Origin of the sequence: Paraburkholderia sp. PREW-6R, assembly GCF_039621805.1 — a bacterium.
Taxonomy (GTDB): domain Bacteria; phylum Pseudomonadota; class Gammaproteobacteria; order Burkholderiales; family Burkholderiaceae; genus Paraburkholderia.
Genome location: NZ_CP155073.1, coordinates 34,656 through 61,454, shown reverse-complemented (window position 1 = coordinate 61,454; position 26,799 = coordinate 34,656). Strand labels below are relative to the sequence as shown.

23 protein-coding genes are annotated in these 26,799 nt (G+C 62.6%); 16 read left to right on the top strand and 7 right to left on the bottom strand.

What is annotated here, in order from left to right; all coding sequences use genetic code 11:
• Positions 1-3: 3 nt before the first annotated feature.
• The 3 genes from gyrB to dnaA form a co-directional block, all read right to left on the bottom strand.
• Complete coding sequence (gene gyrB / locus AAGS40_RS00265; protein ID WP_345812432.1) at positions 4-2,475, bottom strand: DNA topoisomerase (ATP-hydrolyzing) subunit B; 2,472 nt, start codon at positions 2,473-2,475, stop codon at positions 4-6.
• A 113-nt stretch (positions 2,476-2,588) separates the two neighbouring features.
• Positions 2,589-3,692: a DNA polymerase III subunit beta gene (dnaN, locus tag AAGS40_RS00260; protein ID WP_345812431.1), complete on the bottom strand. Its 1,104-nt coding sequence runs from the start codon at positions 3,690-3,692 to the stop codon at positions 2,589-2,591.
• Positions 3,693-3,911: 219 nt separating this feature from the next.
• Positions 3,912-5,516 carry a chromosomal replication initiator protein DnaA gene (dnaA, locus tag AAGS40_RS00255; RefSeq protein WP_345812430.1) on the bottom strand — a complete coding sequence of 535 codons (1,605 nt, stop codon included), beginning with the start codon at positions 5,514-5,516 and terminating at the stop codon, positions 3,912-3,914.
• 393 nt (positions 5,517-5,909) lie between these two features.
• On the opposite strand from dnaA, the gene rpmH reads away from it, so the two are divergent.
• From rpmH to yidC, 4 genes are all read left to right on the top strand, one after another.
• Complete coding sequence (rpmH, locus tag AAGS40_RS00250) at positions 5,910-6,044, top strand: 50S ribosomal protein L34 (protein WP_004198824.1); 135 nt, start codon at positions 5,910-5,912, stop codon at positions 6,042-6,044.
• Positions 6,045-6,073: 29 nt separating this feature from the next.
• Complete coding sequence (locus tag AAGS40_RS00245; protein ID WP_345814439.1) at positions 6,074-6,559, top strand: ribonuclease P protein component; 486 nt, start codon at positions 6,074-6,076, stop codon at positions 6,557-6,559.
• Between the two features lie 115 nt (positions 6,560-6,674).
• Positions 6,675-6,905 carry a membrane protein insertion efficiency factor YidD gene (gene yidD / locus AAGS40_RS00240; RefSeq protein WP_345812429.1) on the top strand — a complete coding sequence of 77 codons (231 nt, stop codon included), beginning with the start codon at positions 6,675-6,677 and terminating at the stop codon, positions 6,903-6,905.
• Between the two features lie 30 nt (positions 6,906-6,935).
• Positions 6,936-8,594 (top strand): membrane protein insertase YidC, encoded by a 1,659-nt coding sequence (yidC, locus tag AAGS40_RS00235; protein ID WP_345812428.1) that lies wholly within the window; start codon positions 6,936-6,938, stop codon positions 8,592-8,594.
• 113 nt (positions 8,595-8,707) lie between these two features.
• Here the strand turns inward: yidC and AAGS40_RS00230 are convergent, their stop codons facing one another.
• Positions 8,708-9,157 carry an XRE family transcriptional regulator gene (locus AAGS40_RS00230; RefSeq protein WP_345812427.1) on the bottom strand — a complete coding sequence of 150 codons (450 nt, stop codon included), beginning with the start codon at positions 9,155-9,157 and terminating at the stop codon, positions 8,708-8,710.
• Positions 9,158-9,538: 381 nt separating this feature from the next.
• On the opposite strand from AAGS40_RS00230, the gene mnmE reads away from it, so the two are divergent.
• The 3 genes from mnmE (at position 9,539) to AAGS40_RS00215 (ending at position 12,723) form a co-directional block, all read left to right on the top strand.
• Complete coding sequence (gene mnmE / locus AAGS40_RS00225) at positions 9,539-10,933, top strand: tRNA uridine-5-carboxymethylaminomethyl(34) synthesis GTPase MnmE (protein WP_345812426.1); 1,395 nt, start codon at positions 9,539-9,541, stop codon at positions 10,931-10,933.
• Positions 10,934-11,104: 171 nt separating this feature from the next.
• Positions 11,105-12,295: an integrase arm-type DNA-binding domain-containing protein gene (locus AAGS40_RS00220; protein ID WP_345812424.1), complete on the top strand. Its 1,191-nt coding sequence runs from the start codon at positions 11,105-11,107 to the stop codon at positions 12,293-12,295.
• 266 nt (positions 12,296-12,561) lie between these two features.
• On the top strand, positions 12,562-12,723 hold the full coding sequence (locus tag AAGS40_RS00215) for a hypothetical protein (protein WP_345812423.1): 162 nt from the start codon (positions 12,562-12,564) through the stop codon (positions 12,721-12,723).
• Positions 12,724-12,809: 86 nt separating this feature from the next.
• Here the strand turns inward: AAGS40_RS00215 and AAGS40_RS00210 are convergent, their stop codons facing one another.
• Entirely contained in the window at positions 12,810-13,148 is a 339-nt protein-coding gene (locus AAGS40_RS00210) for an ecotin precursor (RefSeq protein ID WP_345812422.1), read from the bottom strand.
• Between the two features lie 300 nt (positions 13,149-13,448).
• Here AAGS40_RS00210 and AAGS40_RS00205 point away from each other — a divergent pair, with 300 nt between their 5' ends.
• From AAGS40_RS00205 to AAGS40_RS00175, 7 genes are read left to right on the top strand one after another with little or no spacing between them, the layout of a single operon-like run.
• A complete protein-coding gene (locus tag AAGS40_RS00205) occupies positions 13,449-15,074 on the top strand; it encodes a methyl-accepting chemotaxis protein (RefSeq protein WP_345812420.1) in 1,626 nt (541 codons plus the stop codon).
• A 59-nt stretch (positions 15,075-15,133) separates the two neighbouring features.
• Positions 15,134-15,598 carry a chemotaxis protein CheW gene (locus tag AAGS40_RS00200; protein ID WP_345812418.1) on the top strand — a complete coding sequence of 155 codons (465 nt, stop codon included), beginning with the start codon at positions 15,134-15,136 and terminating at the stop codon, positions 15,596-15,598.
• A complete protein-coding gene (locus AAGS40_RS00195) occupies positions 15,595-17,001 on the top strand; it encodes a CheR family methyltransferase (protein ID WP_345812416.1) in 1,407 nt (468 codons plus the stop codon). Before AAGS40_RS00200 ends, AAGS40_RS00195 begins: the two co-directional genes overlap by 4 nt.
• The gene (locus AAGS40_RS00190; RefSeq protein ID WP_345812415.1) at positions 16,994-17,680 is read left to right on the top strand and encodes a chemotaxis protein CheW; all 687 of its coding nucleotides are present in this window, start codon (positions 16,994-16,996) and stop codon (positions 17,678-17,680) included. The genes AAGS40_RS00195 and AAGS40_RS00190 overlap by 8 nt, the downstream gene beginning before the upstream one ends.
• Positions 17,677-20,022, top strand: a complete 2,346-nt coding sequence (locus AAGS40_RS00185) for a hybrid sensor histidine kinase/response regulator (RefSeq protein ID WP_345812414.1) — start codon at positions 17,677-17,679, stop codon at positions 20,020-20,022. Before AAGS40_RS00190 ends, AAGS40_RS00185 begins: the two co-directional genes overlap by 4 nt.
• An 18-nt stretch (positions 20,023-20,040) precedes the next feature.
• Positions 20,041-21,069, top strand: coding sequence for a chemotaxis response regulator protein-glutamate methylesterase (locus AAGS40_RS00180; RefSeq protein WP_345812413.1), 1,029 nt, complete (start codon positions 20,041-20,043; stop codon positions 21,067-21,069).
• A gap of 47 nt (positions 21,070-21,116) precedes the next feature.
• Positions 21,117-22,172 (top strand): diguanylate cyclase, encoded by a 1,056-nt coding sequence (locus tag AAGS40_RS00175; protein ID WP_345812412.1) that lies wholly within the window; start codon positions 21,117-21,119, stop codon positions 22,170-22,172.
• A 108-nt stretch (positions 22,173-22,280) separates the two neighbouring features.
• Here AAGS40_RS00175 and mdeB read toward each other — a convergent pair whose 3' ends face one another.
• Positions 22,281-25,034, bottom strand: a complete 2,754-nt coding sequence (mdeB, locus tag AAGS40_RS00170) for an alpha-ketoglutarate dehydrogenase (RefSeq protein WP_345812411.1) — start codon at positions 25,032-25,034, stop codon at positions 22,281-22,283.
• Between the two features lie 152 nt (positions 25,035-25,186).
• Here mdeB and AAGS40_RS00165 point away from each other — a divergent pair, with 152 nt between their 5' ends.
• Positions 25,187-25,714, top strand: a complete 528-nt coding sequence (locus tag AAGS40_RS00165; protein ID WP_345812410.1) for an Lrp/AsnC family transcriptional regulator — start codon at positions 25,187-25,189, stop codon at positions 25,712-25,714.
• Positions 25,715-25,801: 87 nt separating this feature from the next.
• Positions 25,802-26,227: an HIT family protein gene (locus AAGS40_RS00160; RefSeq protein ID WP_345812409.1), complete on the top strand. Its 426-nt coding sequence runs from the start codon at positions 25,802-25,804 to the stop codon at positions 26,225-26,227.
• Between the two features lie 229 nt (positions 26,228-26,456).
• Here the strand turns inward: AAGS40_RS00160 and AAGS40_RS00155 are convergent, their stop codons facing one another.
• Positions 26,457-26,636 (bottom strand): hypothetical protein, encoded by a 180-nt coding sequence (locus tag AAGS40_RS00155; RefSeq protein ID WP_345812408.1) that lies wholly within the window; start codon positions 26,634-26,636, stop codon positions 26,457-26,459.
• Positions 26,637-26,799: the final 163 nt, after the last annotated feature.

Below are 26,799 nucleotides of genomic sequence, written 5' to 3'. Positions count from 1 at the left end.
ACCTCAAACATCAATATTCCCCGCCCTCAACGCATTCGACTCAATGAAAGCCCGCCGCGGCTCCACATCATCGCCCATGAGCGTCGTGAAAATGCCATCGGCCGCAATAGCATCCTCGATCTGCACTCTCAGCAAGCGACGCACAGCCGGATCCATCGTGGTTTCCCAAAGCTGCTCGGGATTCATCTCCCCGAGCCCCTTATAACGCTGCTTGGAAAGATTGCGCTCAGCGTCGGCCAGCAACCATTTCATCGCCGACTTGAAGTCAGTGACAGCCATACTCCGCTCACCGCGTCTGATGACCGCCCCAACCCCAATTAGCCCCTTGAACGTATTCGCCGTATTGACCAGTTGCTGGTAATCGGCAGTCAGTTGGAAATCCTGATCCAGCACAGAAATCTTCTGATTGCCGTGATGCGTCCGCGCGACCCGCAACGAGCGCAATTCACGCACCGGGTCATACATCGTCGTCACCTTGACTTCAGGCTTCAACGGATCATCCCGCAGCTTTGCTTCCAGCGCCTTAGCCGATGCATCCGCCGCTTCCTCGCTCGACAGGTCGATCGCGATCCCGTCCATTATTGCCTCGAGCGCGCCAGCGTCATACAACCGGCTCAACCGGTTAACGACCGCCTGAGCAAGCAAATAAGCCCGCGCCAACTCACCCAGCGCATCTCCAGTAATCGGCGTAGCACCCTCAGAAGCCAGTAACTCCGACCCCTGCAAAGCCAGTTTCAAGATGTGAGCATTGACCTCAGCCTCATCCTTCAGATACCGCTCATCCTTCCCAGCCTTGATCTTGAACAAAGGCGGCTGCGCGATATAGATATATCCGCGCTCGATCATTTCCGGCATTTGCCGATAGAAGAACGTTAGCAACAGTGTCCGAATGTGCGCACCGTCCACGTCAGCATCGGTCATGATGATGATGCGGTGATAACGCAGCTTATCGAGGTTGTAGTCCTCCTTACCAATCCCGCAGCCCAATGCCGTAATCAGCGTGACGATCTGCTCCGAAGAAAGCAGCTTGTCATAGCGCGCCTTCTCCACATTCAGCACCTTGCCGCGCAGCGGCAAAATAGCCTGGAACTTGCGATCCCGGCCCTGCTTCGCCGACCCGCCCGCCGAGTCACCCTCGACGATATAAATTTCCGACTTCGCCGGATCCTTCTCCTGGCAATCCGCCAGCTTTCCAGGCAGACCGACGCCGTCGAGTACACCCTTGCGACGCGTCATCTCACGCGCCTTCCGTGCCGCATCCCGCGCGCGCGCAGCATCGACAATCTTGCCGCAAATGATCTTCGCGTCATTCGGCGTTTCGAGCAGAAACTCTTCGAGCGCCTTGGCGACGACGTCTTCCACCGGCGCACGCACTTCCGAGGACACCAGCTTGTCCTTCGTCTGCGCACTGAACTTCGGCTCGGGCACCTTCACCGACAGTACGCACGACAACCCTTCGCGCATATCGTCGCCGGAAGTCTCGACCTTTGCCTTTTTCGCGACGTCGTGATCATTGATGTACTTGTTGAGCACGCGCGTCATGGCCGCACGCAAGCCGGTCAAATGCGTGCCGCCGTCGCGCTGCGGAATGTTGTTCGTGAAGCACAGCACGTTTTCGTTGTAGCTGTCGTTCCACTGCATGGCCACTTCCACGCCAACGCCGTCTTTCTCGCCGCTCACATGGAAAATGTTCGGATGCAACACCGACTTGTTCTTGTTGATGTACTCGACGAAACCCCGCGTGCCGCCGACGAACGCGAAATCTTCTTCCTTGCCGGTGCGCTGATCCATCAAGCGAATACGCACGCCGTTATTCAGGAACGACAGTTCGCGAATGCGCTTGGCCAGAATGTCGTAGTGATATTCGATGTTGCCGAAAATCGTCTCGTCAGCGAGAAAGTGCACCTCGGTGCCGCGATTTTCGGTCTCGCCAGTCACCTGGATCGGCGAGACCGCCACGCCGTCGATCATCTCGATGATGCGGTTCTGCGGCACGCCACGGTGGAACTCCATGAAGTGCTTCTTGCCGTCGCGGCGAATGGTCAAGCGCAACCATGCCGACAGCGCGTTCACGCAGGAAACGCCCACGCCGTGCAGGCCGCCGGAGACCTTGTAACTGTTCTGGTCGAACTTGCCGCCGGCATGCAACTCGGTCATCACGATTTCCGCGGCACTGCGCTTCGGGTCGTGCTTGTCGTCCATCTTCAAACCGGTCGGCACGCCGCGGCCATTGTCGGTAATGGAAATGGAGTTGTCCGCGTGAATGATCACCTGGATGTCGTTACAGTGCCCGGCCAACGCTTCGTCGATCGAGTTGTCCAGCACTTCGAACACGAGGTGATGCAAACCGGTTCCGTCTGACGTATCCCCGATATACATTCCCGGCCGCTTACGCACTGCTTCCAGACCTTCGAGAATCTGAATCGAGGAGGCGCCGTAGCTGTTATCGGGTTGCGAATTGTTCGTTTCAGTCATGGATTTTTTCCGGTTCTGCGTTACTGCAAGGTTGCTGCTCGGGACTTTTCAAAACACCATAAAAACGCCAAAGGGGCGCTGCGCCCCTTGGTGTGTTCTCGATGTTGGACGCGTTAGATGCGCATCGGCATCACGACGTATTTGAATTCGTCGTTCTCGGGAATCGTGATCAACGCGCTGGAGCTGGCGTCGCCCAGGCTCACTTGCAGCGTGTCGACCTTCAGGTTCGCCAGCACGTCGAGCAGATACGTGACGTTGAACCCAATATCGACGCTGTCGCCGTCGTACGCGATTTCCAGTTCTTCCTGCGCCTCTTCCTGATCGGCGTTGGTGGACATGATCTTCAACTGGCCCGGCTCGATAATGCAGCGCACACCCTTGAACTTGTCCGACGTCAGAATCGCCGCGCGTTGCAGCGAGCGCTGCAGTTCTTCGCGGCCGATCACGAACTGATTCTTGTGCGACTTCGGGATCACGCGCTGGAAGTCGGGGAATTTGCCCTCGACCAGCTTCGACACCAGTTCGACCTGGCCAAAGGTGAACTTGACCTGCGTGGGCGCGATGTCGATCTTCAACGTGTCGTCGATGTCTTCCAGCAGACGCTGCAACTCCAGAATCGTCTTACGCGGAATGATGACTTCCTGACGCGGGAACGAACCTTCGATCTTCATCGACGAAAACGCAAGGCGGTGGCCGTCTGTTGCGACGGCCATCAACTGATCGCCGTCTACCACCAGCAGCATGCCGTTCAGGTAGTAGCGGATATCCTGCTGGGCCATCGAAAAATGGACCATGCCGAGCAATTGACGGAACGTCTTCTGGGGAACCACCAGACTTGCGCCGTAGTCTTTAGCCTGTGCAACGGTCGGGAACTCGTCGGCCGCAAGGGTCTGCAATGCAAAGCGGCTCTTGCCGGACTGCACGGTCAGCCGCTTGTCATTCAGCGTGAGCGTGACCTGCCCGTCGGGCATGGCGCGCAGAATGTCGAGGAGTTTTCGCGCTGCCACCGTGGTCGCCACCGAATCGCCGCCCACGCCGAAATCGGCATGCGTGGTGATCTGCAACTCCAGGTCGGTCGACAGGAACGACACGTCGGCGCCGTTCTTGGTAATCAGCAAATTGGCGAGGATCGGCAACGTATGGCGGCGTTCGACGATGCCGCTCACGGTTTGCAGCGGCCTGAGGAGGTTATCGCGTTCGGTCTTGACCAGTTGCATAGAGTTCCTTCGTTGATATGACGGCGTGCGCACCCTGCCTCGCGGCACTTCAGCACACCGCCGCGGCTCCCCGCCGGCGCCACGCAGCGCCTGTCACGGCGTGAAATCCGCCCGCGGCCGCCGGGCGGTTAAACCTGTATTGTGCCTGAAAAAGGAACCGCCTCACTAAATTGGGGGCGAGTTCCGAAATAAACAGGTCGATTTTTCCAGACCGGCCGCTCAGCCCTTCAGCGTCTGCTCCAGCACGTGCAATTCATGGTTCAGTTGCGCGTCCTTGCTGCGTTCATCGGCAATTTTGCGCACTGCGTGGAGCACCGTGGTGTGGTCGCGCCCGCCGAACAACTCGCCGATTTCCGGCAAGCTCTTCTGCGTCAGCTCCTTGGCCAGATACATGGCGATCTGACGTGGCCGTGCGATGTTCGCAGGGCGCTTCTTCGAATACATGTCCGCAACCTTGATGCTGTAGAAGTCAGCCGTGGTTTTCTGGATGTTTTCCACCGAAATCTGCCGGTTCTGCACCGTCAACAGATCCTTCAGCGCCTCTTTCGTCACTTCGATCGTGATTTCGCGGCCGTGGAACTTCGAATAAGCGAGGATCTTGCGCAGCGCGCCTTCGAGTTCACGCACGTTCGAGCGCAGGTGCTTGGCGACGAAGAACGCGACATCTTCATTCAGGCTGACGAATTCGGATTGCGCCTTGCGCATCAGGATCGCGACTCGCATTTCCAGCTCGGGCGGCTCGATCGCGACAGTCAGGCCGGAGTCGAAGCGCGAGATCAGGCGGTCGTCGATACCGGAAATTTCCTTGGGGTACGTGTCGCTGGTGATGATCACCTGCGCCTTGTTCGCGACGAGCGCCTCGAACGCGTAAAAGAATTCCTCCTGCGTACGCGATTTGCCCGAGAAGAACTGAATATCGTCGATCAGCAGCAGGTCGAGCGAATGGTAGTAGCGCTTGAAGTCGTCGAATGCTTTGCGCTGGTAAGCCTTCACCACGTCGGACACGTATTGTTCCGCGTGGATGTAACGGATGCGCGCGCCAGCCTTGTCGAGCAGCAACTGGTTGCCTATCGCGTGGATCAGGTGAGTCTTGCCGAGGCCGACGCCGCCGTACAGGAATAGCGGGTTGTACGAAATGCCGGGGTTGTCCGCCACCTGAATGGCCGCGGCGCGCGCGAGCTGATTGGCTTTACCGGTCACGAAGTTGTCGAACGTGAGGACGGGGTTCAGCTTCGAGCGCTCGTACATCGAGTCGTTTTCGCCGCTGTTTGCGTTCGCGCCCGCGCCCTGCCCCGGCCGCCACGTGCGACGCGCGGCGGCGGCTTCGTTCGCGTCGAGGCTGGGGAGATCGAGGTCGGCGGAATCTTCAGCGGCCGCGGCGGCTGCGCGGGCGTTCGCATTCTGCTGGGCTTGCTGCGCGGCGGCATTCGCGCTGCCGACGCGTGCGGCTTGCGACGACTGCACCACATTGACTGCCGCATCCACGGCGGCACTGCCGCCCGGGTGGCGGCTCATCGGCGCGGAAGACGCTGGACGCGCGGGAGCCGGCGCCGCTGCAGCCGGAACGCGCAGGCCTGCTTTCGGGTCCAGCACGAATTGCACGTCGACCGGCGCCTGCCAGAAATCGCGGGCCATATCAGCGATCCGTCCGGAAAACTGGCTCTTGACCCAGTCGAGCTTGAAACGGTTTGGCGCGGCGATGCTAAGCGTGTTCGCATCGGCGTCGAAGGCGACCGGGGCCAACGGTTTGATCCACGTCACGTACTGCTGGGGCGTCAGCTCGCGCTCCAGCAATGCGGAACAGTGTTGCCAGAAATCGTTCATCGAGTTGCTGTCGTTATGGTGTGCACGGCGGTTCGCCGCTGCCCCTGTCGCGCGAACGCAACAAGGCCCTGAGCAGCTTGGCGGACCAGGCGCAATGGCTCCGGGCGCTTGTGCCACAAGGGTTTGCGGGGCAAGCGAGCCGGAGCGGCGTGCTGGTTTTTTGGGAAGTAAGGCGAGATTCTAACGCCAAATTCAGCAGGAAAGGGAGTTATCCACAGGGACGGATCAGCGCGCGCAGGACGCAGCGCGCATGGTGCGGCAACGCTAAAGTATTGACGCCCAATAGAAAACCAGTTTAAATAGCGGGTTCCGCGAAAACCAATTTCAGTAAACCTCCGGCCATTGCGCTTTCAGCGATGATCGCGCGGTTTTTTTCGATCAAGTGAGAGCAACATGAAACGTACTTACCAACCTTCCGTTACCCGTCGCAAGCGCACCCACGGTTTCCGCGTTCGCATGAAGACCGCTGGCGGCCGCAAGGTCATCAACGCACGTCGCGCGAAGGGCCGCAAGCGCCTCGCTATCTAAAGCAGGCGAGCGGATTGCGCGCTCCGTCTATGCCGGACGAGGCCTGCGGCGGTCATGCGGGAACGGCTGGGACGCCGCAGCAGCGCTCGGTTCCGTTGCGAGCGCAAGCCGCCTTCCCCAAAGCCGCAAGGCTGCTGAAAACGGATGAATTTTCATCCGTTTTTCGTTTGCGCCCGTGGCGCCGTACTGCGCACTTTGTCGTGTATGGGCGGCCTACCGGCAACGAAGCTCGCCTCGGTCTCGTCATCGGCAAGAAGTATGCGCCGCGCGCGGCCACGCGGAATCTGGTGCGTCGAATCGCGCGAGAAGCTTTCCGGCTGCGGCGCGCCGAATTCGGCGGTTGGGATGTGCTGCTGCGTTTGCACACGCGCTTCGACAAGAAAGCATTGCCGAGCGCGTCGTCGCCGCCTCTAAGGGCGCTGTGCCGCAGCGAAATCGAGGCGCTGCTCGACAAGGCAGCGCGCGAAATTGTCCGTCGCGAGGCGCCGCCCGCGGAAGCGCCCAAGACGGAATGACGCTCAAGTGACCGCCCGCCTCGCGGTTCAGGCAGCCAGAGCAGCACGGGCCGCCCTGCCTGGCGGACACAGTCCGGTACTCCACGTTGCGCGGCGCCGTCGGGCCGCACTAGCCATGCAAACGGTACTTTTCGCTTTACTGCGTTTCTACAAGGTTGCCGTCAGCCCAATGCTCGGCAGCCGGTGCCGTTTTTACCCTTCCTGCTCTGATTACGCGCGCGAAGCAATCCAGTATCATGGCGCCGCGCGCGGGACTTATCTCGCCGCCAGGCGTATTTGCCGCTGCCACCCATTTTCCGCGGGCGGCATCGATCTCGTCCCGCCTCCCACTTCTGAAAAGCGCTGACGCGCCGTTCCATCGACACTGAGACAACGCATGGATATCAAACGCACCGTCCTATGGGTCATCTTTTTCATGTCAGCGGTCATGCTGTTCGACAACTGGCAACGCGACCACGGACGCCCGTCGATGTTCTTCCCGAGCGCCACGCCGACCCGAACCGTCGGTAGCGCCGCACCGGGAACCACGACGCCGGGAACCCAGCCGGCCGATCTGCCGGCAACGAACGCAGCAGCGCCGGGCAACGCGCCGGCAGCCACGCAGTCGCAGCTGATCAAGTTCAACACCGACGTGTACAGCGGCGAAATTGATACGCGCGGCGGCACGCTGTCGAAGCTGTCGCTCGTCAAGCAAGGCGACGGCAAGCAGCCGGACCTCGTCATCACGCTGTTCGACCATACCGCGAACCACACGTACCTCGCGCGCACGGGCCTGCTCGGCGGCGATTTCCCGAACCATAACGATATCTACACGCCGCTGCCGAACCAGCAGCACGATCTGACGGGCGACGAAAAATCGTTCCAGCTCAGCTTCGAATCGCCGGTAAAGGGTGGCGTGAAGGTCATCAAGACCTACACGTTCACGCGCGGCAGCTATGTGATCGGCGTGGACACGAAGATCCAGAACGTCGGCACGACGCCGGTGACTCCGTCGGTCTACATGGAACTGGTGCGCGACGATCAGCCGGTGGAAACGCCGCGCTTCTCGCACACGTTCATCGGGCCGGCCGTCTACACGGATCAGCATCACTTCCAGAAGATGACGTTTAGCGACATCGACAAGAACAAGCAGGACTACGCGAACTCGGCCGACAACGGCTGGGTCGCGATGGTTCAGCATTACTTCGCGTCGGCCTGGATTCCGCAGCAGGGTGTGAAGCGCGACATCTATGTCGAGAAGATCGATCCTGCGCTGTATCGCGTTGGCGTGAAGGAGCCGGTGGCGACCATTGCACCCGGCCAGACGGTCGACGTGTCGGCACGCCTCTTTGCCGGTCCGGAAGAAGAGCGCATGCTCGAAGGCATCGCGCCGGGTCTGGAACTGGTGAAAGACTATGGCTGGGTGACGATCATCGCGAAGCCGCTGTTCTGGCTGCTCGAAAAGATCCACAGCTACGTGGGCAACTGGGGCTGGTCGATCGTGCTGCTTACGCTGCTGATCAAGGCCGTGTTCTTCCCGCTGTCGGCTGCGAGCTACAAGTCGATGGCGCGCATGAAAGCCATCACGCCGCGCATGCAGGCGTTGCGCGAACGCTTCAAGGGCGATCCGCAGAAGATGAACGCCGCGCTGATGGAGCTGTACAAGACCGAAAAGGTCAATCCGTTCGGCGGTTGTCTGCCGGTCGTGATCCAGATTCCGGTGTTCATCTCGCTGTACTGGGTGCTGCTGTCGTCGGTGGAAATGCGCGGCGCGCCGTGGATTCTGTGGATTCACGATCTGTCGCAGCAGGACCCGTTCTTCATTCTGCCGGTGCTGATGGCGGTCTCCATGTTCCTGCAGACCCGCCTGAATCCGACGCCGCCGGACCCGGTTCAAGCCAAGATGATGATGTTCATGCCGATCGCATTCTCGGTCATGTTCTTCTTCTTCCCGGCGGGTCTGGTGCTGTACTACGTCGTGAACAACGTACTGTCGATCGCGCAGCAGTACTACATCACGCGCATGATGGGTCAGTCGAAGACCAAAGCAGCCTGATAGCGTGTCAGGAGGGCGCCCAGCGCCCTTTGTCGATGGCCAAAGAAAAGCCGCCCGGTGTTCAGAGCCGGGCGGCTTTTTTCATGCTCGTGCAATGTTCCCCACTGCGTCAGTTATGGCTCGTGGTCCTGGTCGGTGTCCTCACCAGGCTCGCCTTCGCCATCTTCCTCGTCTTCGCCAGCAAAGCGACCCACCATCTCTTCAATCAGGTAACGATCTCTGGGCATCAGCGTCTGAATTCTGGACGCAAGGACGATCGTCTCGGGCGACAGCGGATACTTCTCGCCGCGCGCCAGCGGCCGCGCCTTCACCCCCGGCGACGGCCCGTAGTGAAGCCAATGTTGGCTGACGTTCAGCCATTCAGCGAGCGTTCGCAACTTGTCGGGCTTGGGAATCGTCGTACCCGAAAGCCATTTGTGCGCGGTCTGCGGCGTGACCTCCACATCGCCGCGGTGGCGCAGGTTGAATTGCTGGGCGAGTTTCGTCCCGCCGCGAATCTTGAGCGGCTCTAGCAGGTCCTTCAACCGTTTGGCGAAGGCGGCTTTTTCTTTGTCGGTTGGCATGCGCCAGATTGTGCAATTCAGAGCGCGCCCAGTTGACAACCAGGCAAGCTTCAATGGTGCCTATTTGAGATAATTTTAGCTTGTCTTCCGCCATCCACAGCGCGTTTCGCCGAATTGCAATTTTTCGTCAATTTTGAGCCGCAGCGCGGCTTCGAACGGCATGCATGTCTCAAATTCTTTTGCTCAGTCCTGTAAATGGCGATGACTGTTCTAGCCTGCTTAGGATAAATCCTATTTGTCCGGACCAAGGCAGGAGCAAGACCCAAACGACATGTACAGCGCTCACTACAGGGCGCAATGAAAGCGCGCGTTACAATGCCTCGCGCTGCCTGTCGTGCGCCTTTAGGCCCCCGTCCCCTTTCCAGCTTTTCGTCACATCCCATGTTGACCACCGATTCCGATCCCATCGTCGCCATTGCTACCGCACCCGGCCGGGGAGGCATCGGCGTCGTGCGAATTTCTTTCGGGCGGTTGGGCGCGGCGGCGGCCGATCCATTCATGCAGGCGCTGACCGGACAGACGCTCGCGCCGCGCCACGCGAGCTACGTCCCATTTCTCGACGGCAACGGCAACGCGCTCGACCGCGGCATCGCGCTGTATTTTCCCGCGCCGCATTCCTACACCGGCGAGCACGTGCTGGAGTTGCAGGGCCACGGCGGTCCGGTTGTGTTGCAGCTGGTGCTGCAACGCTGCATCGACGCCGGCCGGGCGTCGGGCTTGCGTCTGGCCGAACCGGGCGAATTCACGCGCCGCGCGTTTCTGAACGACAAACTGGATCTGGCGCAAGCGGAAGCCGTCGCCGACCTGATCGAGGCGAGCACCGAGGCGGCCGCACGCTCAGCGGGCCGTTCGCTCGACGGCGCGTTTTCGCGCGACATTCACGCGCTCGTGGAAGACGTCATCACGCTGCGAATGCTGGTCGAGGCAACGCTCGACTTTCCGGAAGAAGAAATCGACTTCCTCGAAGCCGCCGACGCGCGCGGCAAGCTCGCCCGCATTCGCGCGCGCCTCGCGCATGTGTTGAGCGAGGCGCGGCAGGGCGCGCTGTTACGCGAAGGGCTGTCGGTCGTGCTGGCAGGGCAGCCGAATGTGGGCAAGTCGTCGCTGCTGAACGCGCTCGCCGGCGCGGAACTGGCCATCGTCACGCCGATTGCCGGCACGACGCGCGACAAAGTCGCGCAGACCATCCAGATCGAAGGCATTCCACTGCATGTGATCGACACGGCCGGCCTGCGCGATACAGAAGACGAAGTGGAAAAGATCGGCATTGCACGCACGTGGAGCGAGATCGAGCGCGCGGATGTCGTGCTGCATCTGCTGGACGCGCGCACCGGAATGACCGCAGAGGACGAAACCATTGCGAGCCGGTTCCCGAGTGGCGTTCCGGTGGTCCGCGTGCTGAACAAAACAGACCTGACGGATCTCGCGCCCACGGTGACCGTGCTCGACGCCGCGCGCGATTTGAGCGAAGTGCGCCTGTCGGCGAAGCAGGGCGACGGCGTCGCGCTTTTACGCGGCGAGTTGCTGCGCATTGCCGGTTGGCAGGCAGGGGCGGAAAGCGTGTATCTCGCGCGCGAACGACACCTGGTCGCATTGCGCGCCGCCGGGGAGCACCTCGCGACTGCCGCCGCTCACGCCGATCAGAACGCACAGGCGCTCGATCTGTTCGCGGAAGAATTACGCCTCGCGCAAGATCAGCTGAATTCCATCACCGGCGAATTCAGTTCAGACGACCTGCTCGGCGTGATTTTCAGCCGGTTTTGCATCGGCAAATGATGCAGCGATTGACTGCGCAGTCACGGTGGCAGGGCAAGGTGTGCGCTGATGAAACAGGCTGCTGCACACCAGAAGCACGAACCAGGCTACCAAAAACCCGCCCATTTTTGGTACACAGAGGCTGTACGAGCTAGAATTGACGCCGCCAGCCAAATTCGTAAAACCCACGCAATGCCCCGACTCGCCGTTCCTCTGACCGAAAGCCAGATTCGCGCGCTCGAACCGCGCGCCACCCGGTATTGCGTTGCTGACGGCAACGGTCTCGTGATCGAAGTCATGACGACCGGCACCAAGGTCTGGCGCTTTCGCTACACGCTCAATGGCAAACGTCAGCCGCTTGCCACCATCGGCGACTATCGGATGATTTCGCTGCGCGTCGCGCGCGCCAAGGCGCAGAAGTACAGGGAGATGGTTGCGCAGGGCATTTCGCCCGTCACCGCCGCGCGTCGCGACCGCGGCGCGGAAAGCAGAGCCGATCTGCTGCGCGACGCCGCCGAGCTGTATCTCGCCACCGCCATGGCCGGCAAGTCCGAGGAATATCGCCGCACCACGCGGCGCGCACTCGACAAGGACGTGCTGCCCGCGATCGGCGGCAAGGCAGTCAAAGCGGTCACGGTGGAAGACATTGTCGGGATCTGTGACCGCATCAAAAGCCGTGGCTCGCCAAAGATGGCGCTACACACCCGCAATGTGATCAAGCGTCTATACGACTATCTGATCGCACGTCAGATCGTGACGGCCAACCCGGCGGACGTGATTCCCGCACGTTCCATCGCTACGTTCGCCAGTCGCACGCGCGTGCTGTCAGGCGATGAAATCGGCGCGACGCTTCGCGCAATCGACGCATCGAGCATCCGGCGTCCACTGAAACTTGCACTGCATCTGCTCGTGTTGACGATGGTCCGCAAATCGGATCTGGTCGAATCGACGTGGCGCGAATTCGACCTCGATCGCGCGCTATGGACTATCCCGGCTGCGCGTCTGAATAGAGAAGGTGATCAGCCTGTCTATCTATCGCGCCAGGCGGTCGCAATGCTGCGCGAACTTCAGGAATCAGGAGCGAGCCGCACGTTTGTGTTTCCGAGCGTACGCGGCGATGATCGGCCGATCGCGAAAAGCACGCTCAATCAGGCAGTCAAAGCGCTAGGGCTCGACGTCGAGCATTTCGTGCTGCACGACTTCAGACGCACGGCCTTGGCACACTCGCGAGATCGGGTTCATTCCGATACTTTGGCAAGCGAAATGGGTACCGAGCCGATGCCTTCCGACGCGCCGGATGCCGGCGCGGCTCACGAGCGCGACACCATGCAGCGCTGGGCTGACTTCGTCGATTCACACATTCAGCGTGCAAATCGAATCTGACGACCCGGCTAGTTTCGAGCGGCCAAAGTCAAGGTTCGATTGGATCACCAGACGAACGCCGCATCCGACCATTCATTGGTACACAGCCACCTGAATCGAACCACGAACAACAGGCGGGCAAACGGAAATTCTGATCTTCGCAAGGTTACACGATCAGCCTCGACGCACCCCTGTGAGACCATGCGTCTAGCTGCAACGTGATTCTTTTCTCACGCGTTACATCGCCTAAACTGGGAGCATGGATGGAACCCGATACGGAGGCTCCCGTGGACGAATCTTTAATGGCGTACTTGCTCGGACCGGCCGTCATGCTGGTGGTCGGCGCTGCAATATGGGCCGCGTCCCGCTACCACGACAAGACCAAACCGCAACGCCTGGAACGCTGGCTGGACACGCACTACGCGGAGTGGATGCATCACAGGCACTAAGCGTTGCTGAAATCAAAAAGGCCGTCGCGCAATGCGACGGCCTTTTTGTCTCCACGGAGGGAGCCTGAGCCGGTGGACTGCAACGCTTACCAGCCAGGCTGCGCCTGTGGATACCCATATTGCGCCGGCGGCGGCGCACTGCACGCCACATACGCGCGCTGATAGGGGTCGTAGCAGTATCCCGGCGGCGCAGCCGCATAGACCGGCGCCGGCTGATATACCGGCTGTGCGTATGCCGGCTGTGCGTAAGCCGGTTGCTGATAGGCCGCCACGGGCGCCGGATTCAGCGCCGACGTCACCACTGCCCCAAGCACGGCGCCGCCGATCAGCGCGCCTACCACGTCGCCACCATTGCCATGAGCCGACGCTTGCCCTGCAACACTCAGGCTTCCAATCATCACCAACGCGACCGCAATCTTTTTCATGTTTCACTCCCGCCGTTCTGGCATGCGACCGATTGTGCGGGCTACGGCCAGAAATAGATGCTGCAAGTGGTAACGGGGCATTACCCCTGTAACGTCGCCGACGCCGGGAGTGAAAGCCGGCTCTTCTGCGCTTCCTGATTCGCGCTTCGTCAATCCACCGATCAATGTAAAATTCGCCGCAATACCCGTCGGATATGTCCGAAGAATCGTAAGGCTTTCCGATCCGCAGATTCGGCATCAGTACCAACACCGGGCCGCGTCGCCGGCGCGGGACAAGCCAGTCAAGTAAGGGGCGTGCGCGTGAAACAGTGGACTATCCGGCAACGGATTCTGTGCAGTTTTGGGATCGTGCTGATCGTGATGCTGGCAATGGCAGTCGTCACCCTGGAACAGCTCGGCGGCATTGACCGCGACGCGAAGAGTCAGCAACAGGACTCCATGCCGGGTCTTTATTACGCGACCGCCATGCGCGCGGCCTGGTTCGAGAACTACAGTGTCACGCAACGTCTTGTCTATATCGACGCCGACGCCGACGCCGTCAAACGCGACACGACGCGCCTCCAGGAAACCCAGCAGACCTTGCAAAAGCTCACGAACGACTACGGCGCGACGATTTTTCGCGATTCCGACCGTGAGCTCTTCAACGATTTCCGTCTGCAACAGACCCAGTACCTGCCCATCCAGACCTCGTTGCTGGGCGCGCTGCCCACGTCGAAAGCCGAAGCGGCGCGCATCTTCAACGCGCAGCTCACGCCGGTGTGGGAAACCGGGCGGCTTTCGGTTCGCAAGCTCGTCGAGGACAACAAGGCGTATGCCGATCAGGCTGCCGCAAGCATTCGCCGGTCGGTCGAGGCAACTCGCATCGTGCTGCTGGTCATGCTGCTGGTCGCAGCGGCCGTGGCCGTCGCTGCAGGCTACTGGCTGCTGCGCGCCGTCACCACGCCGATGGCCAAAGTGCTGCGAGTCGTCGACGTCATGCGCACCGGCGACCTGACGCAGCGCCTGCAACTGAATCGCGCCGACGAAATCGGCGCACTCGAGGCGGGTTTTAACCGCATGACCGACGAACTCACCGCGCTCGTCGGGCAGGCGCAGAAGTCGGCGGTACAGGTCACCACGTCGGTGACGGAAATCGCCGCGACTTCGCGCGAACAGCAGGCCACCGCGAACGAAACCGCCGCCACGACGACCGAGATCGGCGCGACGTCGCGGGAGATTTTCGCGACCTCGCGCGATCTGCTGCGCACGATGAACGAAGTATCCGACGTCGCCGGTCAGTCCGCGGCGCTCGCGGGCACCGGCCACGCCGGCCTCGCGCGCATGGAAGAGACGATGCGCCTCGTCATGGAAGCCGCCGGCTCGGTGAACGCCAAGCTCGCGATCCTCAACGAGAAGGCCAGCAATATCAACCAGGTGGTGGCCACCATCACCAAAGTGGCGGACCAGACCAACCTGTTGTCGCTGAACGCCGCGATCGAAGCGGAGAAGGCCGGCGAGTATGGCCGAGGCTTCGCCGTGGTCGCGACCGAAATTCGCCGGCTGGCCGATCAGACCGCCGTCGCGACGTACGACATCGAACAGATGGTCAAGGAAATTCAGTCCGCCGTGGCCGCTGGCGTCATGGGCATGGACAAGTTTTCCGAAGAAGTGCGCCGCGGCATGCTCGACGTGCAAAACGTCGGCGGCCATCTCACGCAGATCATCCAGCAGGTGCAGCAACTCGCGCCGCGCTTTTCGATGGTCAACGAAGGCATGCAGACGCAGGCCACGGGCGCCGAGCAGATCACCCAGGCGCTCACGCAATTGTCCGAGGCCGCGCAGCAGACCGCGGAGTCGCTGCGTCAGTCGACGCAGGCGATCGACGACCTGACGCACGTCGCCAATAGTCTGCGTACCGGTGTGTCGCGCTTCAAGGTGAGCGCCTGACGCGCGAGCGTCATGCCCGCCTTGAGCCTGTCGTCCGCACTCACTAACCCACCAGGCCGATGCTGTTCATCCTCTTCACGCTCGATAGCGAACGCTATGTGATCGACGCGACGCAGGTGGAGCGTCTGATGCCACTCACGCCGAAAGCGCCGCCAAAGTCGATTCCCGGCGCACCGCCGTGGGTTGCGGGCGTGCTCGACCACGAAGGCGCGCCGCTGCCGCTGATCGACCTGCCGGCGCTTGCGTTGGGCCGTCCCGCTGCACGACTGATGTCCACGCGCGTGGTGCTGGTTCGCTACCCTCATGCGGGCACGGTGCGGCTGCTCGCGCTGTTGCTCGAAGGCGCGACACGCACGATCCGGCTCGAAGCCAGTGCGTTTCGCGAGTCCGGCATCGACCTGCCGGATGCGCGCTATCTTGGCCCCGTCGCAAGCGAAGCGGGCGGTCTGGTGCAGTGGATTCGCGTCGAGCATCTGCTGCCCGATTACGTCAAGGCGCTGCTGTTTGCCGAGGCGCGCGCATGAACGCCCATCGCGACAACGCCCCGCTCTACCGGCGCTTTGCCGAACTGCTGAATCGGACCATCGGTCTGGATGCTGCATCGCTCGGTCAAAGCGCGGTGGAGCGCGCGGTCGCCCAGCGCGCCGCCGCCTGGTCCGCCGACAGTCAGACACCCGCGACACTCGCCGATTACTGGGATGCGGTGCAACGCTCACCCGCGATGATCCAGGCGTTGATCGAAACGGTCGTGGTGCCGGAGACCTGGTTTTATCGCGATGCCGACGCGTTCGCCGCGCTTACCCGCCTCGCCCATGAGCGCCTTGGCGAACGCGGCACGGCCATCCCGCTGCGGATTCTGAGCTTGCCCTGCTCGACCGGCGAAGAGCCCTATACGATCGCGATGACCTTGCTCGACGCGGGCATCGACGCCGCACATCTGCGCATCGATGCGATGGATATCAGCGAACGTTCGCTCGCCGTTGCGCAGCGCGCGGTCTACGGACGCAATTCGTTTCGTGGCAACGCGTTTCCGTTTCGCGACGCGCATTTCACGCGCACCGAAGACGGCTGGCGTCTGAACGCCCGCATTGCCGACACCGTGCGTTTCGCGCGCGCCAATCTGATGCAGCTCGATGCGGCGGCGCTCGGCGTCTATGACTTCGTGTTCTGCCGCAACGTGCTCATTTATTTCGACCGTGACACGCAACACGCCGCATTGCAAACGCTCAACAGCGTGCTCGCCGAAAACGGCACACTGTTCGTCGGTCCCGCAGAAACCGGGCTGCTGATGCGCCACGGCATGCAGTCCGCGAAAATTCCGTTGGCGTTTGCCTTTCATCGTGCTGCGCCCGCCGACGCCCCGTTGAGCAGATGGCACACGGCGCCGCTTGCAACCGCCGCCGCGCTCGCCATGACGACGCACGTCGCGGTGCCGGCGCTCGAGCCGCTGCTAATCTATTCGGCCGAGCCGTTTGCGTGGCCCGATCCGGTAGCGCGTCCATCGTCAGATGGTGTGTCGCAAGAGAAGCCGGTCAGCGTCGCGCCAATACAGACGCCGTGGGCAGCGTCGCCCGGACCCGCGGCACCGTTGCCAAACGTGCCGGCACAAGCCGCGCGCGACTCGCTGAAATCAGCACACTTACTGGCAGACGCGGGTCAACTGACTGAAGCCGCGCTGGCGATCAACGCGTATCTGGAACAGCATGCGCCGCACGCCGACGCGTTCTATCTGCTCGGCGTTCTCGCCGACGCCAACGGCGACACCGCACTCGCTCGCGGTCACTATCGCAAGGCGCTCTACCTCGATCCGCAGCACGCCGAAGCGCTCGCCCATCTGGCGACGCTGCTCGAACTCGAAGGCGACCGCAACGGCGCACGTTTGCTCAAGCAGCGCGTGTCGCGCGTATCGGGAGCGCAGCGTGGCTGATCTGCGCACGGTGAATTTCGACGACTGCTGGAACCGCATCGGCGTGCGCGGCGATTCGTCGTGTGAACGTTTGACCGAGTATGTGCGCTGCCTGAACTGCCCTGTCTTCGAAACCGCGGCCGCTCGTTTGCTCGAACGGCCGATTCCGCTCGTCGATCTTTCGCAGCACGACACACGCGCGCCCTTGCAACACCCGCCACACGACGGTCGAACAGGCGCGAGCGAATCGTTCCTCGTATTCCGTATCGGCGACGAGTGGCTCGCGCTGCCCACGCCGATCTTCAAACGCATCGTGCAAACGCGGCCGATTCACACGTTGCCGCATCGCCAGCATCGCGCGGTACTGGGTGTGGTGAACGTGCAAGGGGAATTGCTGGTGTGCCTGTCGCTCGCGCATCTGCTCGGTTTTGAAAACCACATTGCCACACGCGGCGACTATCCGCGCCACGATATGCCGCGTCTGCTGGTGGTGTCGCGTGACGACGAGCCTGCGGTGTTTCCCGTCGACCAGGTGGATGGCGTGCATCGCATTGCGTTGTCCACGTTCAGTCCGCCGCCCGCGACATTGTCGGCCGCCGCCGCCGCGCATACTCGTGCGGTCGCGCCGTGGCGTGACTTGACCGTCGGCCTGCTGGATGCGGATGCGCTCTTCGACACCTTGAACCGGAGTCTCGGATGACGGACGATCCTCGCCGCCCGTCGCTGATCGACCTGTTCCGCGAAGAAGCGCGTACCCAGGCGCGCGTCCTCGCCGACGGCCTGCTCGTGCTCGATCGGGTTCCCGCCGACGCTACCGCGCTCGAAGCCTGCATGCGCGCCGCGCATTCGCTGAAAGGCGCGGCGCGGATCGTCGGCGTGCAGGTGGGCGTCGAGCTTGCCCACGCGATGGAGGACTGTTTCGTGGCCGCGCAGGAACGGCGCGCGTTGCTCGACGCCGCGTGGATCGACGAGTTGCTGCGCGGCGTCGACATCGTTGCGCATCTCGGCAATGACGAGGATGACTCGGCGCAGGCGGCGGTGAGCGCGTGCGTGGCGGCGTTACAGGCTCGTATGGCGGGAACGGGGCGTGTTGCGCCGCACGGCGAGTTGCTGCGGGACGTGGCAGTGGCCGCGTCGAAGGATGCGATTTCAGATGCGGCTGCGCACCGCATTACCGCCGCGGCGCACGCGTCGAACGATGGAGCGGGCGCCGTGCACGCGTCGAACGGCTCCCACGCAACCTCGCCAGCCGCACCCAACCCCGACGTGACCGCAACGTCGCCGGGCACCGACTCCGGCCGCATGCTGCGCGTGCGCGCCGGCAATCTCGACCGCTTGCTGTCGCTCTCCGGTGAATCGCTAGTCGAATCCCGTTGGCTCAAACCTTTTGCGCAATCGATGCTGCGCGTCAAACGCGTGCAGCGCGAAAGCGGCCGTGCGCTCGATCAGCTGCACGAAACGCTCGCCGACCTGAAACTCGATCCGCGCGCGCACGCCGCGCTCGACGAGGTGCGGCGCCTCACCGCCGAATCGCAGCATCTGCTGGCCGAGCGCCTTGCCGATCTCGAAAGCTTCGACCGTCGCTCGACACATCTGTCGCAGCAACTCTACGACGCCGCATTGCAATGCCGGATGCGTCCGTTTGGCGACGGCACCGCCGGTCTCGCGCGCATGGTGCGCGACGTCGCGCGTTCGCTCGGCAAAAAAGTGCGCTGGCAACTCGTGGGTGAATCCACTCAGGTCGATCGGGACATTCTCGATCTGCTCGAAGCGCCGCTCGGCCACATGCTGCGCAACGCGCTCGATCACGGCATCGAAGCGCCTGACGTTCGTATGGCGCGCGGCAAATCCGAAGAAGGCACCCTCACGCTCGACGCGCGGCATACGGCGGGCGCGTTGCTCATCACCGTATCCGACGATGGCGCGGGCATCGACCTCGACGCACTGCGCGGCTCGATCGTGCGCAAGAAGCTGGCGAGCGCGGACACGGCCGCGCGCCTGTCCGAGGCGGAATTGCTCGAATTCCTGTTCCTGCCGGGCTTCTCGCTGCGCGATCAGGTCACCGAAGTCTCGGGCCGCGGCGTCGGGCTTGACGCGGTGCACGACGTCGTCAAACGCGTGCGCGGCACCGTGCGCATCACACACGAGCCGGGTCTCGGCACGCGCGTGCAGCTGCAGTTGCCGCTGACGCTTTCCGTGATCCGCAGTCTGCTCGTCGAAGTCGCCGGCGAGCCTTACGCCGTGCCTCTTGCGCACGTGAACCGCACGCTGCACGTGGAGCGCGCTGACATTGGACTGCTCGAAGGCCATCAGCACATTGCGTTCGACGGCCGCCGCATCGGCGTCGTGACCGCGCATCAGATTCTCGATACCGCACCGCCCACGAACGATGCGGGCATGGTCAGCGTGATCGTGATCGGCGAAGGGAGGCAGACGTACGGCGTCGTGGTCGACCGTTTCCTCGGTGAGCGTATGCTCGTCGTGCAGCCGCTCGACCCGCGCCTTGGCAAGATCCGCAACATCACTGCCGGCGCGCTGATGGAGAACGGCGACCCGGTGCTGCTAGCCGACGTCGACGACTGGCTGCGCTCGGTCGAAAAGCTGGTGACGGGCGGTGACCTGCTGCACGCGCAACACGGCGACGCGCGCACCGCGCAACGCAGCACGCGGCGTGTCCTCGTGGTCGACGACTCGCTGACCGTGCGCGAACTCGAACGCAAGCTGCTGGCCACGCGCGGCTACGACGTCACGATCGCCGTCGACGGAATGGACGGCTGGAACGCGGTGCGTGGCGAGCGGTTCGACCTCGTCATCACCGATATCGACATGCCGCGCATGGACGGCATCGAACTCGTGACGCTCATCAAGCGCGACCCGCACCTGGACTCGGTCCCGGTAATGATCGTCTCGTACAAGGATCGCGAAGAGGACCGCCGTGCGGGACTGAACGCGGGTGCGGACTACTATCTCGCGAAAGGCAGTTTTCACGACGAAGCATTGCTCGACGCGGTCCGCGACCTGATCGGCGAAGCGCACGGCTAGATACCCACGAGGCAACGGATGAGAATCGGAATCGTCAACGACATGCCGCTCGCGATCGAGGCGCTGCGTCGTGCGCTCGCGGCGCGCCATGATTACGAGGTACTGTGGGTCGCGCAGGACGGCCAGCAGGCGGTGGACTTCTGCTGCGCGCAGCGGCCCGACATCGTGCTGATGGACCTCGTGATGCCAAACGTCGACGGGATCGAGGCTACGCGCCGCATCATGGCGCGCGCGCCGTGCGCGATCCTGATCGTCACCGTCGACGTGGGCGCGAACGCGTGGCGCGTCTACGAAGCGATGGGCGCGGGCGCGCTCGACGCAGTGGACACGCCGTCGCTCGCCGGCGTGGATGCCCACAGAAGCATCGCCACCTTGATGGCCAAGATCGACCGCATCGGCGCGCTCGTGAAGGAGCGCAACGCGCCCGGCACGGCGGCTATGGCGGCCACCGCGGGCGCGGCGAGTCGCGACACGCCGCTCGTCGCAATCGGCGCATCGGCAGGCGGCCCGGCTGCGCTCGCCACGCTGCTCGCCGGTCTGCCGAAAGACTTCGCGGCGGCGACCGTGATCGTGCAGCACGTGGACGCGGCCTTCGCCGCCGGCATGGCCGACTGGCTGAACCAGCAGTCGGCGCTGCCGGTGCGGATCGCGCGCGAAGGCGACTGGCCGCAAGCGGGCGTCGTGCTGCTCGCGGCAACCGACGATCACCTGCATCTGAAATTGCCGAACGTGCTCGGTTACACGCCGGTGCCCAGAGAAACGCCATACCGCCCTTCCGTCGACGTGTTCTTTCATAGCGTGGTCGCGCGCTGGCCGGCACGCGCGGTCGGCGTGCTGCTGACCGGGATGGGCCGCGACGGCGCGATCGGACTGAAGGCCATGCGCACCAAGGGCTATCACACGATCGCACAGGACGAGGCGACATGTGCCGTCTACGGCATGCCGAAGGCGGCCGCGGCGCTCGATGCCGCCGCCGCGATCCTGCCGCTGCCGAGCATCGCCGCTGCTCTCGCGGCGGCGGTGAACGCACGCCAGTCGCACGCCTGACGTCCGGGCCCGTTCCGTTTTATTGACATCTATTCCGGTTGAAGAACATGGACACTCCCAACAGGCCTCACAACGACGCGCCCAATCAGGCCGTCGACGACGCGCTGGTCCGCGTACTCGGCAATCCGCCCGCTGCCGAGTGTCCGATCATGGTGCTGCTGGTCGACGACCAGGCAATCATCGCAGAGGCAATCCGGCAGGCGCTCGCGGGCGAGTCGAGCGTCGACTTCCACTATTGCGCGCTGCCGGAAGAAGCCGTGATCTGCGCGGAAGAAACGCGCCCCACGGTCATCCTGCAGGATCTGGTGATGCCGGGCACGGACGGGCTCACGCTGGTGCGCCAATACCGGCAGAATCCGGCCACGCGGGATATCCCGATCATCGTGCTATCCACGAAGGAGGAGCCGCTCGTCAAGAGCGCCGCTTTTGCAGCGGGTGCGAACGACTATCTGGTGAAACTGCCTGATCGGATCGAGCTCCTTGCGCGCATCCGCTATCACTCGCGCTCGTATCTCAATCTGCTGCAACGTGACGAGGCTTACCAGGCGCTGCGTCAATCGCAGCAGCAGTTGCTCGCGACCAATCTGGAGTTGCAGCGGCTCACGCATTCGGACGGCCTCACGGGACTTTCGAACCGCCGTTACCTGGATCAGTATCTTGCCGCCGAATGGCGTCGCGGCACGCGCGAGCAATCCAGTCTCGGTTTCCTGATGATCGACGTGGACAACTTCAAGGCCTATAACGACACCTACGGGCACGTGGCCGGCGACGAGGTGCTCAAGCGCGTCGCGCAGACGATCGAAGCCTGCCTCGGCCGTTCGCACGATCTCGCCGCGCGCTTTGGCGGCGAGGAGTTCGCGGTGGTGCTGCCAGGCACGTCGGCGGGCGGGTTGCGTCTGCTCGGCGAAAAGATCCGCATCGCGATCGAAGCGCTGGCCATTGCGCATTCAGGCTCGGCAAGCGGCGCGGTAACGATCAGCGTCGGCGCGGCCGCCGTGGTGCCGATGCCTGGCACAGCGGTGACGACGCTGATCGAAGCCGCTGACGCCGGACTGTATCGGGCGAAACACGACGGGAAAAACCAGGTGGCGATGGTCCGCTGAAGATGGTCCGCTGAGGCGCCGCTCACGCGCCCGGTTCGCCCGGGAAAACGCGCCGCAATGGGCGCGTTCGCTGTCTGGTGCGCCTTTTAGCGCCGATTGAATGGCGGTTCAACATTCCCAGGGCGCGGGGCCGGCGTCGGCGACGGCGTCGCCACGATAGCGCTTGCGCGCCTGCTCCAGCACACATGCGTCGAGCGTCCCGTCGTCCACTAATGCCTTCAACGCGGCAATCACGATCGACTTGCGGTCCACTTCGAAAAATTCGCGCAACGCCTCGCGCGTGTCGCTGCGGCCAAAGCCGTCTGTGCCGAGCGTCACGTAGCGGCGCGGTACATACGCGCGAATCAGTTCGGGCACGGCACGCACGTAGTCCGTTGCGGCGATGACCGGCCCTTGCGAGCCTTCGAGCGCTTGCGTGACATACGGCGTGTTCGTCGCGACGCCAAGACGCGCGTTTCGCTCGACGCCGATCCCGTCGCGATGCAGCTCGGTGAAGCTCGTCACGCTCCAGACGGCGGCTTCCACGCCCCAGTCGTTCGCCAACAACTGTTTCGCCGCGATCACTTCGCCGAGTATCGCGCCGGCGCCGAGCAGTTGCACCCTCGCCTCCGTCTGCTCTGTCTGCTCAGTTTGCTTTCGTGCAGCCAGCGGATAAATCCCTTTGAGAATACCTTCGCGCACCGACTGCGCGTCACCGGCCGGCACGCACGGCTGTGCGTAATTCTCGTTCATCACCGTCACGTAATAGAACACGTCGCGCTGTTGCTCGACCATCTCGCGCATGCCTTCGTCGACGATCGCGGCAAGCTCGTAGGCGAACGCCGGATCGTATGCGCGGCAGTTCGGTATCGTCGATGCCGCCAGATGACTCGTGCCGTCCTGGTGCTGCAAACCCTCGCCGCCGAGCGTCGTCTTGCCCGACGTCGCGCCGATCAGGAAACCGCGCGCGCGTTGGTCCGCCGCGGCCCAGATCAGATCGCCGATCCGCTGGAAGCCAAACATCGAGTAGTAGATATAGAACGGCAGCATCGGCAGATCGTGCACGCTGTACGACGTGGCCGCCGCAATCCACGACGAGACCGCGCCGGCCTCCGAGATGCCCTCCTCCAGAATCTGGCCTTGCGTGTCCTCGCGGTAGTACAGCATCGAGCCGAGATCTTCGGGCTCGTACAACTGGCCGAGCGGCGAATAGATGCCCACCTGGCGGAACATGTTCGCCATGCCGAACGTGCGGGCTTCGTCCGCGACGATCGGCACCACGCGCCGACCTACGCCTGCGTCTTTCAGCAGCGCGGTGAGCATGCGCACGAGCGCCATGGTCGTGGACATCTCACGGCCGTTCGACTCCAGCGCGAATCGTCCCCACGACGCTACCGGCGGCACAGTCAGGCCCGCCCACGCGGCGCGTCGCCTTCTCGGCAGATAGCCGCCGAGTGCCGCCCGGCGGGCATGCAGATACTGCATCTCGGCGCTGCTGTCCGCGGGTTTGTAAAACTTCACCTGCTCGACGTCGGCGTCCGTGAGCGGCAGACGGAAACGGTCACGAAACGTCTTCAGTTCCTCGAAGCCAAGTTTCTTCTGCTGATGCGTGGTCATGCGGCCTTGTCCCGACGTGCCCATGCCGTAGCCTTTCATCGTTTTGGCGAGGACGACGGTCGGCTGGCCGCGATGGTCGAGCGCCTTCGCGTAGGCCGCGTGCAGTTTGCGCACGTCGTGGCCGCCGCGGCGCAGGCGGTCGATTTCTTCGTCGGAAAGTTGCGCGGCGAGCGCCGCGAGTTCGGGGTTCTGGCCGAAAAAACGCTCGCGGTTGTAAGCGCCGTCGTTCGCCGAGAAAGTCTGAAACTGGCCATCGACGGTATGCGCGAACGCGCGCAACAGTGCACCCGTGCGGTCACGCTCAAAGAGCGCGTCCCAGTCCGAGCCCCAGATCACCTTGATGACGTTCCAGCCGGCGCCGACGAAGTGCGCCTCCAGTTCGTCGATGATGCGGCCATTGCTGCGCACCGGGCCGTCGAGCCGCTGGAGATTGCAGTTGATCACGAACACCAGATTGTCGAGCCCTTCACGCGCCGCAAGCGACAGCGCGCCGGTCGATTCCGGCTCATCCATCTCGCCGTCGCCGAAAAAGCCCCACACTTTGCGGCCCGTTGTTTGCGCCAGGCCGCGATTCGCGAGGTAGCGCATGAAGCGCGCCTGATAAATCGCGTTGATCGGGCCGATGCCCATCGAGCCGGTCGGGAACTGCCAGAAGTCCGGCATCAGCCACGGATGCGGATACGAGCACAGGCCCGGTCCACCGATTTCGCGGCGATAGTGCTGGAGGTTGTCTTCGCTGAGGAAGCCTTCGAGGTACGCGCGCGCATACACGCCCGGCGACGAATGCGGCTGGAAGTACACGAGGTCGCCCGTGCCCGCCTCGCCGCCTGGCGCCGCGGCCCGGAAGAAATGATTGAAGCCGACTTCGAACAGATCCGCCGCCGACGCGTAGCTGGCGATGTGACCACCGAGTTCGCCATACGCCTGGTTCGCGCGCACCACCATGGCCAGCGCATTCCACCGCAGCGCGGCGGCGAGCTTTTCCTCCAGTTCGAGATTGCCCGGATAGCGCGGCTGCTGATCGCACGCAATCGTGTTCTGGTAAGGCGTGACATTGGTGCGAGCCGACTCGACGCCGAGCGACAGCGCATGACTCGCAAGCTTGTCGAACAGGAATTGCGCTCGCTCGCGGCCGACGTGCGCGACGACCGCGTCGAGCGCCTCCAGCCATTCGGCGGTTTCCTGCGGATCACTGTCGATCTGCTCCGCGCCCGGCGTGTTGAGCGAATGGAGCAATTGCTGGCTACCTGTGGACAAATCCGTCATGGCACGACTCCCGCGTACATGCGCCTGGTTCATTATCGATCAGGTCAATGGTAATCATGTAGTCGCAAAATTAGCGTCTGATTTGCTTGCCACGTTAGGTCGGGATAGGCTACTTATTCCGGAATAAGCGCCCTTCATGGAATATTTCATCTATGACCACCCCACCAAGGCGGCTCGACCGCATCGATATCGGCATTCTGAGCCAGCTGCAGCAGAACGCACGGATCACGAACGCCGACCTTGCCCGCTCGGTCAATCTGTCGCCCACGCCGTGCTTTAATCGTGTGCGGGCGCTCGAAAAGCTGGGCCTTTTCAAGCAGCAGGTCACGCTGCTCAATCCCGAGCCGCTCGGCCTGCGCATCAACGTGTTTATTCAGGTAAGTCTCGAAAAGCAGGTGGAAGATGCGCTGTTGCGCTTCGAGCGGGCCATTTCGGAGCGGCCCGAGGTGATGGAGTGCTACCTGATGACCGGCGACGCCGACTATCTGTTGCGCGTGGTCATGCCGGACATGCAAACGCTGGAGCGCTTCATCGTCGACCATCTGACGAAGATTCCCGGCATCTCCAACATTCGCTCGAGCTTTGCGCTCAAGCAGGTGCGCTACAAGACGGCGTTGCCGTTGCCGTCGTCCGGACTGACACTGGCCGATCCCGACGACGGATCCACCGACTGGCGCTAGCAAGCCGCAGGCGATGTTTTGTAACGGACGTGGTGGACAATGCGGACATCGGCACGAATATGGACCGCTAACTGGAGGAATGGCGCAATGAACTATGACGACAGCAACCCGTTCGCGAAAATTCTGCGTGGCGAGCTGCCTTGCATCAAGGTGGCCGAAACGAGTGCGGCGCTGGCCTTCATGGACCTGATGCCGCAAGCGGACGGGCATGTGCTCGTCGTGCCGAAGGAAGCGGCAGCGGAAATTTTCGATCTGTCCGACGAGTCGACTGTAGCGTGCATGCGCATGGCGCAAAAGCTGGCCATTGCCGTTCGCGCGGCTCTGCGCCCTGACGGCGTGTTCATCGGGCAATTCAACGGCGCAGCGGCAGGACAGACGGTGCCGCATGTCCACTTTCATGTGATACCGCGCTGGGAAGGCCAGCCGCTGCGCCTGCACGCGCGCGAAGTCGCCGATTCGGCCACGCTCGAAGCGCTGGCCGCCCGCATCCGCAATCAGTGGCGCGCAGACTGATGCTTCAACGGGCATGCGCAGACACGTGAATGCAGCGATCACCACGCGGCCGTCACGCGCGGTAATAACTGTAAAAGCCTGTGAAACCAGCGCGCGTCATTGCGCCGCTACACTTGCCCTGCCTTGTATCTACGAGGCATTGAGTGTGGATCTCTTTTTAGCCTGCCCGAAATGGCAGGCTTTTTTCATTGCGCGGTATCGCGTCGTGCAGGCTCGTCGACGACGCGTTTCAGGATTGATGTCGGTCCCGGCGCAGCGGGTGTCGCCAGTGGATGCGGCGCGGTCTGACTTGCAGCGGCCGCATGTCGTGTAGATGGCGGTGTTCCTGCCAAAGCTCGTCTGAAAAAAGAAACGCGACGATCGCCAGTGGAATCACCAGAAAGACGCCCAGAATCAAGTGCTCGACCACGGTAGCCTCCGTTCGCAGGAGCATCGTTTCATTGTAGGCCGTTAGCGCCGTTTTCGTCTGCGTATGTCGGGCAGCGCGCCCTCCGCTAGCGGCATCAATTAAAGCCTGGCACTGTTTATCTTTTGCGCTTACAGGCTAATTGGTGGCAACGCCGTTACTGTAT